General features: G+C 41.6%; 9 protein-coding genes. 2 read left to right on the top strand and 7 right to left on the bottom strand.

Annotated elements, in window-relative coordinates; all coding sequences use genetic code 11:
• Positions 1 to 89: 89 nt before the first annotated feature.
• Positions 90 to 605, bottom strand: a complete 516-nt coding sequence (locus tag IEX62_RS19710) for a hypothetical protein (RefSeq protein ID WP_188777484.1) — start codon at positions 603 to 605, stop codon at positions 90 to 92.
• A 350-nt stretch (positions 606 to 955) separates the two neighbouring features.
• Entirely contained in the window at positions 956 to 2,740 is a 1,785-nt protein-coding gene (locus IEX62_RS19715) for an ABC transporter substrate-binding protein (RefSeq protein WP_188777485.1), read from the bottom strand.
• Between the two features lie 228 nt (positions 2,741 to 2,968).
• Between IEX62_RS19715 and IEX62_RS19720 the strand changes: the two genes are divergently transcribed.
• Entirely contained in the window at positions 2,969 to 4,243 is a 1,275-nt protein-coding gene (locus IEX62_RS19720) for an MDR family MFS transporter (protein WP_373289169.1), read from the top strand.
• 425 nt (positions 4,244 to 4,668) lie between these two features.
• On the opposite strand, the gene IEX62_RS19725 is transcribed toward IEX62_RS19720, so the two are convergent.
• Together IEX62_RS19725 and IEX62_RS19730 are read right to left on the bottom strand one after the other, a co-directional pair.
• On the bottom strand, positions 4,669 to 6,447 hold the full coding sequence (locus IEX62_RS19725; RefSeq protein ID WP_188777489.1) for an ABC transporter ATP-binding protein: 1,779 nt from the start codon (positions 6,445 to 6,447) through the stop codon (positions 4,669 to 4,671).
• Entirely contained in the window at positions 6,444 to 8,246 is a 1,803-nt protein-coding gene (locus IEX62_RS19730) for an ABC transporter ATP-binding protein (RefSeq protein WP_188777491.1), read from the bottom strand. Before IEX62_RS19730 ends, IEX62_RS19725 begins: the two co-directional genes overlap by 4 nt.
• Before the next feature lie 1,242 nt (positions 8,247 to 9,488).
• Here IEX62_RS19730 and cyoE point away from each other — a divergent pair.
• Positions 9,489 to 10,421: a heme o synthase gene (gene cyoE, locus IEX62_RS19735; RefSeq protein ID WP_188777493.1), complete on the top strand. Its 933-nt coding sequence runs from the start codon at positions 9,489 to 9,491 to the stop codon at positions 10,419 to 10,421.
• A 253-nt stretch (positions 10,422 to 10,674) separates the two neighbouring features.
• Here the strand turns inward: cyoE and IEX62_RS19740 are convergent, their stop codons facing one another.
• The 3 genes from IEX62_RS19740 to IEX62_RS19750 form a co-directional block, all read right to left on the bottom strand.
• Positions 10,675 to 11,367, bottom strand: coding sequence for a hypothetical protein (locus tag IEX62_RS19740; RefSeq protein ID WP_188777495.1), 693 nt, complete (start codon positions 11,365 to 11,367; stop codon positions 10,675 to 10,677).
• Positions 11,368 to 11,439: 72 nt separating this feature from the next.
• Positions 11,440 to 14,565, bottom strand: coding sequence for an efflux RND transporter permease subunit (locus tag IEX62_RS19745; RefSeq protein ID WP_188777497.1), 3,126 nt, complete (start codon positions 14,563 to 14,565; stop codon positions 11,440 to 11,442).
• A complete protein-coding gene (locus IEX62_RS19750) occupies positions 14,562 to 16,112 on the bottom strand; it encodes an efflux RND transporter periplasmic adaptor subunit (RefSeq protein WP_188777499.1) in 1,551 nt (516 codons plus the stop codon). Before IEX62_RS19750 ends, IEX62_RS19745 begins: the two co-directional genes overlap by 4 nt.
• Between the last annotated feature and the right edge of the window lie 85 nt (positions 16,113 to 16,197).

Raw genomic sequence — 16,197 nt, forward strand, 5'->3', positions numbered from 1 at the left:
CACGGATCATGATTAAAAATAAATCATTTATTGTATAAGCTTCACTAGCTCAGTGCTATAAAGCTCTGCTATGATCTCCCCTACATCCATCACACTTGTCCGCCATCCAGCTCGTAACGCGCCATTCGTTCTTTTTCTTCCTTCATCTGTGCGTCGATGCGGCTGCGCATTTTCTGTAGCACCAGTGCGAGCACCTCACGTCGTTCACCCAGATCGATCAGCATCTGACGTATACTTTCTCGCTCTGTCGTATGTGACGCATCGTCCTTGCGATAACGGGTGAGCACATCGGATACACGAACAATCTCCTCCTGTAGCTCATGCAAATAATTCGTTACGACCTCTAATGACTCCATATACACCTCACTTGCATAGCCGCGAAGCGGTGAACGCAAAAATCGCTCCACATGCTCCCCCTGCACAAGCACCGGTGTAAATACCGGATTGCCCATAAGCATCTGCAAGCTGTCTAGCTGTAGCTCAACAGGCATCCGATCGATACTAATCGCTTCGTTATGATCCACCATCTGTCGCAGTCGGTGTTGCAGCGCAGTTGGGTCTGATGGAAGTTGTTCCACTTCGCTTTTTCGTACAAAATAGATCATCGTTCTTCTTCCTCCGATCTTTACGTTGAGCAGCCACAACGACCTTCGACTACAACTTAGACTTTGAATATATAGGTTCGGCCCTCATAATCTTTAATTCTTAAATCGATGAAGTTAAGTTTCTTAGTTATATTTTCGACCTCTCAGCCGTAAATTCCTGTTTGTAGAATATGAAGCGTTCATTTTTATTCGTATAACAACAAATTAAAGTCATAAATTATCTATGAACAAGAATCGCGTTATATCTATTCGGCAGATTAACGCTTTGCATGTCTCTCATCATTAATATCGTCTATTTCTCCTATATCTACCCGATTTTTGTTTCAATTTCACAACGTTTGAACAGGTTTTTACATTTTGGTATTCTTATCAGTTATAAAGAATGTATCTCGAATCCACATCGTTGACAGATTCGGAAAGCCGAACGAATCCAGATGTAGTCCACTCAAGCTCCGGTTAAAATACGCTCGCTGGTTAATGTGGTTGCCAAGCAGCAGCCAGTGCTCCTCCTGTAGCTTACGCTCCATTTGCTCTAAAATGTGCTCGCGCTCGGCACGTTCATGACGCATCACATCATACAGCATGGTATGAAGCACCTGAAGCTGCTCCTTATCTAACAGACAGTGTAGATGATTGACCTCATTAGAGAAAAAGTTAATCAAATCCCATTCCCAGTCATCCTCCAGCACCTCAACCGCTAGCACAATATGACCTCCTAACAGCCGATCCTCCTGCGCCTCCAGCTCCAAATGAAGACCGATCGCTGCTGCTCGCTGCTGTATCCATTCCGCCTCCAGCCGGTCTTCCCTTTTGTAGGTAAAGCTTAGTATGAGCGTCTCGCCATTATAACTGCTGGCAGCGAGCTGCTCTCTGGCTTCCTCCAGACTGTGGCGTGCGAACGTTTGCTGTGCGCTTTTCCACGGTAAAAAGCTGCCTGCTGGTGAGGTACGATCCCCTTGCAGCTCTTCCTGCATTGTCTGACGATCATATAGCAGTCGTATCGCACGACGAAAATGAATATCATGCTGTACGCCAGGCAAACGCATATTAAACAGCAAATATCGACCGCCAAGTGCAGGCTGCGTTAATTGACGACTATTACTCTGCTCTGTTTCCTCCTCATCCGTTCCAGTTAACATACGATATGAACGAGTCGAGCCTCCCTGTTGCGGTAAAAACCAGACATCTACACGATCCAGAATCGGACGATACCCATAATAGCCGTCAAAAGCAGTCAGCGACATTTTACTCGTATTTAATTCCGATACACGAAATGGCCCTGTGCCATTGATCGTAATTTCCTCTGCCTGCTCGTGTGCCGGCACAATCGCCATGTTAATATTGGAAAGAAGATGTAAGAACATCGTATTAGGACGTTTCAGCCGGAAGGTGAATGCATAATCATCATACAGCTCTATGTTCTCTATATCCCGGTATAGCCAGTTAATATTTTCCCCTCTATGCTTAACTCGCTCCAATGTTGCAAGCACATCATGGGAAGTGAGCAATCGGCCATCATGAAATCGAATACCTTTACGCAAATAAAAAGTCCATGCTGTTCCAGCATCGCTACATTCCCACAGATGAGCCAGCTTCGGTATAAATTGCTCTGTTTTCGAATCATAAGCGACCAGCGTATCAAAAATATGCCGCATTAGAAAAATCTCAAACGCACTGAACACAAGCACAGTATCCAGCTTTCCCAGTGGTCGATACCGAACCATACGTAGTACATCCTGTCTGCTGCTCTCTTCTCGCTCTTGATGCAATCCGAGATAGATGTTAATCCGCTGAGACAAGCGCTCTCGCACATGCTCATCACCCTCAAAGACACTCACCAGATCAAGTGCTTCTTTTACCTTGTCTCGATGAAGTAAGTGCTGAATGCGCTCTTCAAGCATGTCTCCATTGGAGCATAGAAACTGCAAACGTGAACTGTTTCCTCGTCCTCGTCCGGGTTGCCATACGATCCATCCATGCGTTTCCAATCTGCGTATAATCAGCTTGACATTACGCGGTGTACAGCATAACAGGTCTGCCAGCTCCGCAATCGTGACGCTACATGTATAGTCTGACTCGTGCTCTTTGTTCAAGCGCTCATAGAGCTGCAAATATTGAATCATATCATGTTCCATAATGATATCCTTTCTGCAAGCTTTATCCTATATCTCCTTTGACCGATAAAGAGTCCATCATACTAGCACCTATAGCCTATGTTCATCAAAATCTCAATGATCTAATAGGAGAAAAATTAAAAGGGGAAGATCATATAAAAAAGTCTTCTCTTTTTCTTCTCCTTTTATCTTTTTACAATGATAACAACTTGATTGACGTTTTGTAAAATATAAGGAGTGTTCAACATGATTGCCAAAAATCTAGCCACTATCCATCCACTCGCCTGGACGATCATTGTCGGTACCATGTTCGGCAGGCTCGTCACTTCCATGAGCATTCCATTTCTCGCCATCTACTTGACCTCAGCACTGCATGTTCCTGCTACGCAGACTGGACTCATTATTGCAGGTAGTGCACTCGCTGGTGTACTGTTCAGCTTTTACGGTGGATACATCTCTGACCGCATCGGACGCAAACGCGTCATGCTCGTATCTGTATTTGGCTGGTCACTCGTCTTTTTCGGTTTTGCATCGGCGCAGTATGTATGGATGTTTTTTGTCGTCAATATACTGAACGGAATATGCCGCTCCACATTCGAGCCTGCTGCACGCGCACTGCTCTCCGATACAACACCACCGGAACATCGCTTACTCGTCTTCAATATGCGCTATGCTGCGATTAATATCGGCGTGGTATTTGGCCCGTTGATCGGACTTCAGCTTGGCTCAGGTGCTTCGACGTTTCCGTTTTACATTACGGGTGCGGTGTACGTGCTGTATAGCTTTGTACTCGTCTTGCAATTCCGTTTGCATCCAATCGATAAGCTACAAAGCCATGCTGCGGATAACGTTGCCAGACCGAATATTCGGGAAGCATTACGAGTGACATCGTCTGACCGCATTTTCCTGCCTGTTCTGATCGGTATGATCTTTTGCGTACTTGGGTATGCGCATTTTGATTCCACGCTAGCCCAATTTCTAGCGATTACACCAGATCTCAGTAATGGTAGTAAAATATTTTCCTATATGCTTGCGATGAATGCGGTCGTTGTACTTATTGTTCAATATCCGCTCGTGCGTACAGCAAGACGTTTTCGTCCGATCGTTCCATTGATTATAGGAAATATCCTTGTGGCGCTGTCCTTAATGATCTTCGGTATGGCACATAACCTGGCTGTATTTATGATCGGTGTGTTCATTTTTACTGTAGGTGAAGTGCTTATGTTTACGATGACCGATATGCTGATCGACCATATTGCTCCTGCGGGCTGGAAAGGCACGTATTTTGGCACGATGGGCTTTAACAATATTGGTACGATGGTTGCTCCAGTTGTCGGTGGGTTGCTTATTGATCGTGTAGCATTACAGGGTGGTATTCACGTATTCATACCGCTTGCATTGCTTACGCTGGTTGGTCTACCCTTCCTGTTAATTGCTCATCGTCGCTTGACAATTCGTGATCAGCAGGCAGAAGCTGATGCGGCTGAACGGAATATGGTTGTGGAAAAGGCTGTTGGAGGTTGATGGAGCTTTTCGTTTAGCTATGTTGCTGGGTGAGTGTTAGCGTGAATTGAGTGTCGTGCTTGGGAAGCATTAGAACAGAAATTTAGAAGAAGTTGGGCGTTGGAGAAGTGACTTATGCTTTTTTGATATACACCACTTCGGGAAGGAATAAGGGGACGGACTCGGGTGGAGCCGCGGGAATCTACTGGAATGGGGAAGGAATGAAGATTCCCGCGGCTCTGTAACTGTAAGATATTTTGCTGCGCAAAAATCACTTTTTATTGAACCTCGTGTTAGAAAATCACTAACACTGTAAGTTGTCCTTTCCCCTTATTTCCTTCCCTTCGTTCTGTATGGATTGCATCCTTAGATTGAAAACAGGAATGAAAAAATAAAGTGAATATATCAAGTCTATCTTTAGTGTAGCATTGTGCTTATAGAGAATTTCATTCGTGTTCGTACCATTTCGCCTGTTCGTTGAACATATATGCATATTTCCCGTTTAGTCTCATTAAAGCTTCATGCGTTCCTTCTTCAATAATTTGTCCCTCATCCATTACTACAATACGATCCGCAATTTTAGCTGAACCTAACCTATGAGTTACGATGACTGCAATCTTATTTTTAGAAATATCTCTAAAAGTTCTAAATATACTAGATTCTTCGATAGGATCTATGGCAGCAGTAGGTTCGTCTAAAATAATTAAATCATGTTTACGAAATAATCCCCTCGCAATAGCCACGCGTTGCCATTGCCCACCAGATAAGTCTGTTCCTCCAAATTCTCTTGATAACATTGTTAGTTCCCCTTGCGGAAAATCTTTTGAATTTACTGCCAGTCCAGCATTCTGAATCGGTTCTATAATATTATCATCACTTTTAATATCGCTAATTGTCACATTTTCCTTAAGTGTCAGCGCGTATTTCTGAAATTTTTGAAATACGGCAGATATATTATTCTGAGGTATATAAGGATTTCTCTCCGTATTCTCGATGTCTCCTATAATAATACTTCCACTCTGAGGCCGGTAGATACCAAGTAATAGTCGGACTAATGTTGATTTTCCGGCTCCATTTTCTCCAACTATGGCTATGGTCTCCTTATTGTGAATGTGAAGGCTAATATTATTAAGTGCTTTCTTATTCGTATTAGGATATTGAAAAGAAACATTACTTATTTTAATACCTTTAGAAAAATCAATATTCTGTTCAGCCATTTTTTCAGTAGGATTCATATTCATAAAATTCTTGTAATTAAGTACTGTTCCGAAATTCTTGGATAATTCATTAAAACTACCAAATGTAATCTCTTTAATAATACTAAGCAAGGAAGAAAGAGATATGAAAATTGCTCCAAAAGAACCGATCGTTATAGCTCCTGAAAGAACGGTTTGCAACAATATATATAATACACCGATATAACCAGTTAGAGTCATCAATGCCATGTACAAACGTATCATGGCAATCTTTTTTTCCACTGCATATGCTTTACTATTTAATAAAAGTTGTGTGTCCTTATATAACTTTATAAAGTATCCATATGCACGTAACATTCTAGTCTCTTTAAAGAAATCAATTCCAGTTAAACTTTTATCGTAATTATCTAGCTCCCGCCGAATAGGGGCAACTTCCTGTTCAAGATTTATATGAAATTTCGATTGCAATATGCTGGATATTGCTTGAGGTATAAATATTAAAAATACAACCAGCACGAGATACGGGTTTAAAAAATAAAAATAAATACTGTAAAAAAGAAGCTGGGGTATATAAAAAAATATCATATTCATTATGATATTTACTAAAAGCATTGCATTTTCGCTTCCCTTAATAGATTTATTGATGTCATCCATTATAGAGGGATCTTCAAATTTTATAGCTGGAAGTTGGTCCACTTTCTTATGAATACGATAATGTAGGTATCCATATACCTTAAAGTATTGATACATATTATTGTAGGCATTTAAGCCATTGAAAACATGTTGTATTGTTAATATGGCAAAAACAATAAGAATAGCTATAATCGCGTACTTTACACTGGCTTGGCCGTTAGCAGCTTTTATGATGGTATCAAACATATAATTGTTAGCCGGTAATATAGAAAACCACAAAACTGAATACACTAAAGCAACTATATTCATATATACAAAATGAACAGGGGCACCATGAAAAATATCAGGTAAAACTTTAATGAAGATAGTGAATATGTTCTCACTTTTTGTTTTCATTGTTCATACCACTCTTTCTGACTTCTGAACATATGAGCATACAAATTATCATTTGCTAATAGTTCCACGTGGGTTCCTTTTTCTACAATACAACCATTATCTACCACGAATATTTCATCAGCTAATTTGGTTGAGCCTAACCTGTGGCTTATTAATATGGTTGTATTACCTTTCGTCATTTTCTCATATTCTTCATAAAGGATACTTTCACTAATAGGATCAAGGGATGCGGTTGGCTCATCTAGTATTTTCAATGGTGCCTGATTAATTAGGGATCTGATGATTGAAATGCGTTGCCATTGACCACCTGAAATATCAACGCCATCTTTTTGGATTTTCCCAAGGTTTGTGTTAATCCCCAAAGGTAATTCATCCACTAAAACTCGAAGCCCCATATGATCTATTAACTGGTTCATTTTCTTAGCATTTGCATCAAAATTATTAATGTCACCTAGGAGAATATTCTCTTTCAAAGTAATTTGATAGCGTGCGAAATCCTGAAATAGTACACTTATTAATGCATGTCGTTCACTCACTGGGTACGATTTAATATCTATTCCATTAATTTTAATCAAGCCAGTATAATTATGATATAGTCCAGTTAAAAGCTTGATTATGGTCGACTTACCTGAACCATTAGCTCCGACAAATGCATAATTTTTTTTCGACTCCAATCTGAAACTAATACCATTTAAAATATTTTTCTCGGTACCCGGATATTTAAATATAACATTTTCAAACTCGACGGAATCCAAATGAAAAACTTCTTTACTAGGTAGCACTAAAGCATTCGAATCTTCCTCTAATTTGAAAAACAAATTTATATCTTTTCGAGATTCGTTAATTGTGGCTAATGTGTCTACATATGCCGTCAATTCCCATGACAGCCGCTGAATTAAGGAAAAAATTGCTTGAGATATGGAAATAAAGAAGCCAATTGTAATTGTCCCGGTTAACAACGGCTGTAAAAAGAAAAATATTATACAAATTAAAAAAGTTGAAGATATAACACTTCCTGCTTTCATCTTAATAAACCAAGTTTGCTTTGTTTTAAAGCGTGTTCTTTGTGCTTCATCATAGTAATCTCTATATTTTTTATTTATGTGATCTCTAAATCCAAATAATACACGTTCTTCCACAGCATCTTTCTGTATTAGCATTCTATCAAAATATTCAGCTCGTCGTGTATTGTTCGTGATCGCAATCTCAGCCTTATAATTTTCCTTAGCTCCTTTTTTCACTAAGATGCTTAACGGAATAATTAGCACCGCTATAAAGAGACCGGCCCACCATACTTGGTTAAAAATCATTATTAAAATACCTATGATCTTTATAATTAAAGTAGCAAACCCCAGTACATTATAAAAAAAGTCTGAAACATTTTTACTTAACTTTAGTTTCACCCTGCTTATCAAATCCCAGCTGTCATTATTTTCCACATGAGAATATTGAAGTCGGGAGATTTTTCGGATAGCTTGTTCATTAACATATTCAGATACGCTCAAATCAATTTTTATTTTAAATAAATTACTTAAATCTTGTGATAGCCATTGATATGCCATGATCAGCATAAAAAGAAGCAAATAAGCCCAAACATTGCTCATTTGTCCAGAGTCCGGCCCAGCAACTACCATATTAATTAGCCTCGTAGTTACTCCCACTTGCAAAGTAATAATAATTCCATCAAAAATGGCTAATAATGCAAGTATAATTGACGGAATGGGTACCTGTTGAAATGGAATCTTGAATAGTGCAAAACTTGTAATATTAGATCCCCTTCGTGTTATGTATTCATTCATTTTAATTCCACCTATAGTCATTTTATATATAATCCTGCAGCATACATTTCCAGAAAACGGTATACTGGGACACAAAAAAACCCAATCTCCGTGTTTTAGAATTGAGATGAGCTACGTGTCGAATTATATTCATGCATAAGAGATATCACACTAACACTGTTATATGTAGACAAGTTATAGGTTATGTCTTTTTTATTGTGATATATACTATAACCATTTTAAATTTTTGTATAATTATATTGCTCGCAGACCCCTATCGTTAAATGTTTAGATATTTTTTTAATTCCCTTTACGATTAAGCAACCGCTTTCAGATGCAATCATATGTAATTATGAGTTCAATTAACAAATAGTTATTTACAAAACTCACATGCTTAACTTCATAAGGCATAGCTTTAATCTTTGATCCATCCATTATAGACTACAAATTCTACTTCCTATGTTCACTCAGTCACATTAACATGCCTAAACATCGATTAATAATAATTCGAGTAATTGCAGAAAAACAATCAACTAAATCAAAATGATTTATTGTTCGATATAGAATATCCTATCCACCTCCTACTGTTGTAAATATTTACAGTTTGATCTACATATATTTATCATAAAAAAAGAATATTGTAAAGTTATTAATTTATATGTTATCAAACGTAGTGCTAGTTTAAAAATAGTCATCTGCTTCATCTCGCTGTAATAGCAAAACAAAGCGATAGATTCCAGCATTTACACGTTGGATGCGGTGAAAGCCAAAGCAAACCGCAATGTTATTTTCTATCCTGATCCGTTGTTTCGCCCTAGCTTCTATTCGCTTTACGGTTATATCGGGCCTTAACATGCATATAGACTGAATTTTGCTTGCTCATACGCTTGAGAAGATGGAAGTGATCCAAGATTAAATCGAACTAGCACCATAGGTTATGTTTATATTGTAGTATTTAGAGTTATTAAATAGAGGTCTGCCTTTTACGTTAGTCTCAATTCCGCAATGACCATTCGCACCTATCCATTATTTTTCACACGATTTGCTGGATTTTCTATTCTATTAGGTATATATTTATCTTGATGTGGAATCAATGTTTAGGCATATTTTCACAAATATTCCTATACCTTTGTGAAAATCGTTATAAAGTTTTCACAAATTCATGGCGTAATTTTAAAAAACGTCATTTACATCGCGTGTTTATACCTTATAAATGGTATGATGGACACATATCAAATACTGAAACGGGTGACATATATAGAGATGAAAAATCAAACTGGTCAAGCTGTACCTATGCAGGCGAATTCGTTTACTGCCATCTTCTTTGCGACCATCAAAACGGGGATCATCAAATCTAACCTGATTGCGATGTTTGCCGGATTGAGCATGGCTATTTATGTGTTTAATTTATCTTTTTTTGAGCATATCGGTGCGATCATTTTAGCATTTGTGGGCTCCTCGCTCGTCATCGGCTCTGCCGGGGCGTTCAACAATCTATATGATCGTGATATCGATGCGATTATGGAACGAACCAAAACACGTCCAACGGTAACAGGTAAAATGGACGCGCCGAACGGTCTAGCAATCGGTACAACTATGGCACTGATCGGGATCGCTTTACTGTACATGAGCTCACCGATGGCTGCACTGTTTGGCTTCCTTGGATTGTTCCTGTACGTGGTGCCTTACACCATGTGGACGAAGCGCACAACGATCTACAATACAGAGGTAGGTAGCCTGTCTGGTGCCGTTCCTCCATTGATCGGCTGGGCAGCGGTATCCAGCGATCTGGGACACTGGGAAATCTGGGCACTGGTTGTAACGATGCTGTTATGGCAGATGCCTCACTTTTATGCGATTGCGATTCGTCGCTTCGATGAGTACAAAGCAGCAAGCGTGCCAATGCTTCCAGTCGTAAAAGGTCTAAAACGCACGTATGCACAAACGAACTTCTATCTGGTACTGCTCGTGCTGTCGAGTCTGATGTTCTGGCCGCTTAGCCCGTACATCGCAGGCGTTGCCTTCCTGCTCAGCCTGTCCTGGCTCGTATTCAGCTTCCGTAGCTACAGCAAAGCAGGCACTGAAGCAGACGTGAATAGCTGGGCGAAGAAAATGTTCATTTTCTCCCTGAATCATATTACATTGCTATTCCTGATCATTATCGCCTTCTCACTGATCGCACAGTGGTTGAGATAATCATTTTAAAAATGTAGCCTGTCCATTAGATCCCCTTCATTATCGAACGGAATCTATAATGTGGACGATATACTATAATACATGTGGACAATGAAAAAAGCTTCACCGAGCGCGCTCGGTGAAGCTTTTTTTGTATGATTATGCTTTCTATAATTTTGACCAGCTTAGTAAGCAAATGCTTGAACATCTATTGGAACACTTAGCAGGAAGCCAAGCAGCATTCACGATAGGTATGTGCTGTACAGAGACCAGATTAATGATATAGCCATATTTGAAGTAGCTGTGGATGCTTCTCTATATAGTCAAGCCATAACTGCACGAGCAGTACACGCTGCGTAGAGCTTATCTGCATCTCTTCTCTAATCATTAGCATCTGCCAGCGCATGTACTTAACCATAGGTGCAAGCGGCTGGTTACAGAGCCTGCTTTTTAGTTCATATGAACGAGTGATGCGCTTTAAAGCAAGATCCAACAGATGATTTGTAGATGAAGACAATAGAGACTGGAAGTTCGCAATGTGGATAATTAAAGAGTCCCTTCTGAACGGGGGCACACTTATTCTCGCATCTTCTCCATCTTTTCCTCTGTAATTTCCAACATCTACCTGTTCCTTTATAGCGATTTGAAGCATCTCTAGCAGTAATTGACTGAGCCAGTATTCGAACCTGTCTCTCTGCTCGATTGAGTGATCCGCCTTAGTGGAGCAAGTTTCATCATTATTGTTACTGCTGCTTGCTACCAGATCCATCTGTTGCCGCTTCATAAGCGTCATGTACGATCGGATCAAAAGCTGCATTTTAGAGGATGTTGTGGGGTAGAATTCATCTGTATAGAGATGGAAAATCATTCGCTCGATTTCTTTAATCGATGATGGTGGTATTTCGTATTGTTGTACTTTGTGTTGATTTGCTGGGGATGATATGAAGGATTGATCGGATGTCATCATGCTTTCACTCCCTCTAATTTGTAAATAAGGAGACAGAATGATTCTGTCTCCTTCAATTAAAATATAGATCCTTTAAAGTACAGATCCTTGCTGTTTATGCTTATCTATACGCTGCTGTTTACGTTCCTCTTTACGCCATTGTCGCTTTTCCTTCCACTGCGCTACAACCATATACAGCGATGGCACAACAAACAGTGTTAGAACAGTAGAGAAGATCAGTCCAAAAATAATAACGACGCCAAGCGGACGGAACAATAGCTCTCCAATCGTGGCAATTGGAATCATACCTACGATAGCTGTTAATGATGTTAACAGAATCGGGCGAAAACGTGCCGAAGCCGCCTGAATGACCGCCTCTTTCAGTTCCATCCCTTCATGCCTTGCATCTTCAATAAATTCGATCAATACAATACCATTTCGCACGACAATACCCGCCAGTGCAATAATGCCCATAATCGCCATAAAGCCTATAGGTGTTCGTGTAATGAACAGTCCTAATACCGCACCGGCCGCCGCCAGATAGACTGTAGTCATAATAATAAACGGAATCGATAGGGAATAAAATTGAATCACGATTAGAATGAAAATCATAAATACAGCAACTACAAATAGCTGTCCCAGATCACCAAATGTATCGGCTTGATCGGATGTTTCGCCGCCGATTGTCCAGGTGTAGCCCTCAGGAACATTCATCTGTTCTAGCTTAGGCTTCATATCTGCCATTACCTCAGTTGCAGTGCGTCCATTCACATCGGCTTCAATCGTATTTACACGTTGCAGATCGTAACGATTAATTTGTTGAATCGTAAAGCCGGGCTTCATCTGCACCAGTTGTGAGAGTGGAACCTGTGTACCATTGCCATTCGTAACATTCACCTGTTGCAGCAGCTTCGCTGGACTGGAGGACTGGGCATCGTTCATATATAACTTGATATCGACCAGATGCTGACCGTTATCCAGATCACCCACATTAATGCCGCTCCCCATCATTAATAACGTCTGGGTAAGATCCTTGTAGTTCACCCCGTAGCGATCCATCGCCTGCTTATTAACAACAAAATCAAGTGCATAATTATCATTGCCCATCGTATCGGTAATACCATACGTGCCTGGCGTTTCACTAATGATCTGCTTGACACTATTGGTTAATTTGCGCAGCTCCTCCAGATTGTCGCCAGCAATACGAATGGATACCGGCTTACCGACAGATACGCCAAGCGCGGCTCCTTTTACCGATATTTCGATACCCGGAAATTGTTGTTTTAATTGGTTAGACCACTGCTCTGTAATTGTATCTATATCCATGCCTGCTTTACCGGTAACTAGAATCTGACCATTATTCACTCCACCACCGGAACTGTCACCAAGTCCACTAAAGAGTAGTGGCGCTCCACCACCAGCTGCATAAGCTGTTCGTTCAACATCAGGCTGCTTGCGTACCCACGCTGCAATTTGTCCGGTAACTTTATCCGTCGCTTGCAATGAAGTTCCAGATGGCAAGGATACATTGACGGTAATACGCGGATCTTCTGAAGTGGGGAACAGTTCAACAGGCGTGACTGCTGCCAGCCCATAAATACCTGTGCTGACGATAAGACCGATCAATGCGATCAACAGTGGCTTTTGCAAAACACGCGGCATTAATCGATGCGCATAACCGTTGCTAACCGTTTGAATCTGCCGACCTAACAATCCAGCCGGACGATCATGATGACGATTGCCTCTTTCCAGCTGTCGCTCTTCATACCATTGTCTAAAAATCGGGATGATTGTTAACGACATAATCATGGATGCCAGCATACAGAGTGAGATGACGGTCGGAATAGGCCGTATAAACGAACCCATGTCACCCTGCAACAGCATGAGCGGTACAAAGGCAGAAATGGTTGCAAGCGTCGCTGTAATAATCGACACAGCGACTTCCTTCGTTCCTTTCACAGCGGCATCGGTTGGACTCTCACCTAACGTGGACAGTCTGCGCTCAATATTGTCATTAACGACGACCGCATCATCCACCAGAATGCCAAGTACGATAATCAAACCAACAATCGTAATCTGGTTAAGCGAAATACCCATGCCAGGTAAAAAAATCAAACCCAGTGCAATCGAGATTGGAATCGCCAGCGCGACAAACCCCGCAGTCAACCAGTTCATCCCAAGTGTACAGATCAAAATAACAGCTGCAATGGCAATGAGCATTTCCTTGATCAAGTCTTTGAAAATGCGATCCACTTCATTATTTTGAGCAAACAGTGGCTCCAGCTTCACCTTATCTGGCAGTGTTTTTTCCAATGAAGTCATCTTGGCATCCAAACGTTGCTCCATTGTAGGTACGTCGGAGCCCGTTTGACTGCTAATATCGATGGAAATTGCTGGACTACCATTGTAATAACTCAGATGACTTTCAGTCTCCTTGCCCATTGCGATTGTAGCAACATCCTGCAAATAAACAGGGATTTGATCATCATTTTGAGAAATTACAATCGTTTTGAGCTGATTGTAATCAGTCGACTTGTCGACTGTAATCTGATACGTGCGATCATCGTAGGTTAAATTACCAGTGGGAACGCGGTTATTTTCACCTTGTATCGCCTGCTGTACTCGCTCCCACGTAATACCATATTGCTGCAATTTGGACATATTCAATTGAATACGTACTTGCTGCTCTGGAATTCCGGCAATTGCTACTTTTGTAATACCCGGAACGGAACGTAACTGACTTTGCCATGTCGTCATCAGATCGTTAAGCGCATATAGATTCTGCTTATCCTGGCTGTAAATGACATACGATTTGACAAAGGATTGCGTGAGATTGTCATTAACGACAGGTGTATCGGCATCAGCAGGTAATTCCGCCTGTGCATCCTCCACTTTACGTCGCAATTCGTTCCATGTATCCGTTGCATTCGCATCATCCTCAGCTTGCACCACGATACTGGATACACCGTTGCTGGAGGTGGACGTGATTTTTTTCAGATTCGTTACTTCCTTGATCTTCTGTTCCAGTACTTCGGTAACGGTCTTTTCCATCAATTCCGGTGTCGCGCCGGCATACGTAGTCGTAACCGTAGCTGTTTTGATAATAACGTCAGGCATAAGCTGTTTGGGTAACTGACTGAGCTGGGCTATACCGACAACGATTAACATGATGAAGAACAGGATGGTGATTTTACGCTTTTTCACAAAGTATTGAATCATTGCGTAGCCCCCGCATCCTCTGTGTTAACAGTCGTTGCAGGATTGTCTGGCTGTGCATTGGTTTCTATTGTAGGGGCTACATCACTTCCTTGCTCTATCCCTTGTTCGACCGTTAGCTGATCACCGTTAAATAGACGATCCGCACCGGTAGTGACCACTTTATCACCAATCTTCAGCCCGCTGATGATCTCATACTGGTTATTGTAAACTTTACCCAGCTTCACGTTCGTTTGTACTGCCTTGCCATTTACAGCCTTGAATACATGGGGCTGATTACCCGAGCTAATGACTGCTGTCACTGGAACGAGCATTCCCTCTGCGGTAGAAACCTGGCGTGAAGCTTGTACGACCTGACCTGGTTTCCAGCTTCGTTGTGGATTATCGATCACGACTTCCACGTTAATAGAACCTGTTTTCTCATTCGTCTGCGGACTGAGCTTACTTACTTTGCCTGTGCGCACTTCATCATACAATTGCACACTAACCTGCTGACCTATTTTCCATTTCAAAATGTCGCTATCGGCAACCGGTAGCTGTACCTTCAGTTTATTGATGTTACCAATTAAAAATAGGGGTGAGCTACCATTACTGCCTGCTCCTCCACCCGCACTGACCGACTGACCAATGGATAGATTTTTTTGTAAAATGGTTCCTGAAGCCGGTGCCTTCATACTTGCACGCGATAGATTCAGCCTTGCGGTTTCTACAGCGACAACTTTCTGATCATAGGCTGCCTGCGATTGCTGTACACCGGCATTCGCTTTACTTACTCCTGCGTTCGCCTGTTCTACACTTGCCTGAGCGCTCTGGATACCAACCTGTGCTTCTTTTACAGCTGAAGCGGCTTTGGCACGATCCGCTGCGCTTGCCCCTTCACGAGTGAGCGACAATTTTTGCTGAGCATCATTTAACGTAGCCTGCGCATCGGAAAGTGCGGTCTGCGCTTTTTCATAATCCTGCTGTGTCATTAATCCGTTATCCAGCAGAGTTTGCGAACGAGCCGCCTCTGTTTTTGCCTGGTTATAAGCCGTTTGGGCTTGCGCGACTGCATTTTGCGCTTGAGCCAGCTCCTGTGAGCGTGCACCTGATTGTACATCCTGTTCGCCAATACGCGCACTTTCCAGCTTCGCCTGTGCGGAAGCAACGCCTGCTCTAGCAGATTGCTGTCCAGCCTTTGCATCGCTAAGCGATGCTCTCGCACTCGCTAACGATGCTGAGGCAGCAGACACATCTTCCTGTGCATTTTGTAACGCCAATTGCAAGTCCGCAGTATCCAGCCTTGCGATGACCTCACCTTTGCTTACGTTATCTCCAATTTCTTTGTTAATTTGAGTGACTGTACCTGCCGTTTGAAAAGAGACAGGTGTCTGCTCATACGCTTCCAATGTACCGGACAGATCATAACTCGTGTTTAGCGGTTGCTTTTTCACCGTCATGATCTGTACCGTGCTTGTTGTCGATTGCACTGCTGCTGGCTCACTTGAACATGCTGCCAGTGCCAGTATGCATAATGCGGATGTGAAGGCCATCGGCCATTTTTTGCTCATACGTGTCGTATCCTCCTGTAATGATTTATATCGTCTGTACCCCTGTCTACAGACTAGCAAAATCATCTACCAGGCGAATCGTCCA

The sequence above is a fragment of the Paenibacillus hunanensis genome (genome assembly GCF_014645615.1).
Classification (GTDB): Bacteria; Bacillota; Bacilli; order Paenibacillales; family Paenibacillaceae; genus Saccharibacillus; species Saccharibacillus hunanensis.